The organism is Methylobacterium sp. C33D (assembly GCF_053345825.1).
Genome location: NZ_JBKFAV010000163.1, coordinates 1 through 329, shown reverse-complemented (window position 1 = coordinate 329; position 329 = coordinate 1). Strand labels below are relative to the sequence as shown.

The 329-nt window shown below is 71.7% G+C and carries 1 protein-coding gene; it reads right to left on the bottom strand.

From position 1 onward, the window contains the following. Positions 1 to 88: 88 nt before the first annotated feature. On the bottom strand, positions 89 to 329 hold a 241-nt coding region (locus tag ACLBXO_RS31870), incomplete at its 5' end, for a hypothetical protein (RefSeq protein ID WP_447687934.1).

The following is a 329-nucleotide window of genomic DNA, read 5'->3' as shown; positions in this document are numbered from 1 at the left end:
CAGCGGAGCGGATGGCGAGCGGCGTCAGGCGCGCGGCGCAGATCGGGACGACGGCCGCCACGGTCTCGCAGGCCGACCGGGCGAAGGCCTACGTGCCGTTCGGGTTCCTGCCTGCCGTACGGTGACCCCGCCACGCGTAGAGGCCGCAACCAGCCATCAGCGCCAGGAAGACCGCCCAGGATGCGAGGCCGCCGAAGCGGTCCCACGCCCAGTCCACGATCCCCGGCACGGTCGCGTTCACGATCCACGACACCACCGCCATGGCGATAGCGAACAGGACGAGCGTGAGGAGCACTTCGGGCCAGCGGGGCATGGCGGGACGGTAGCAC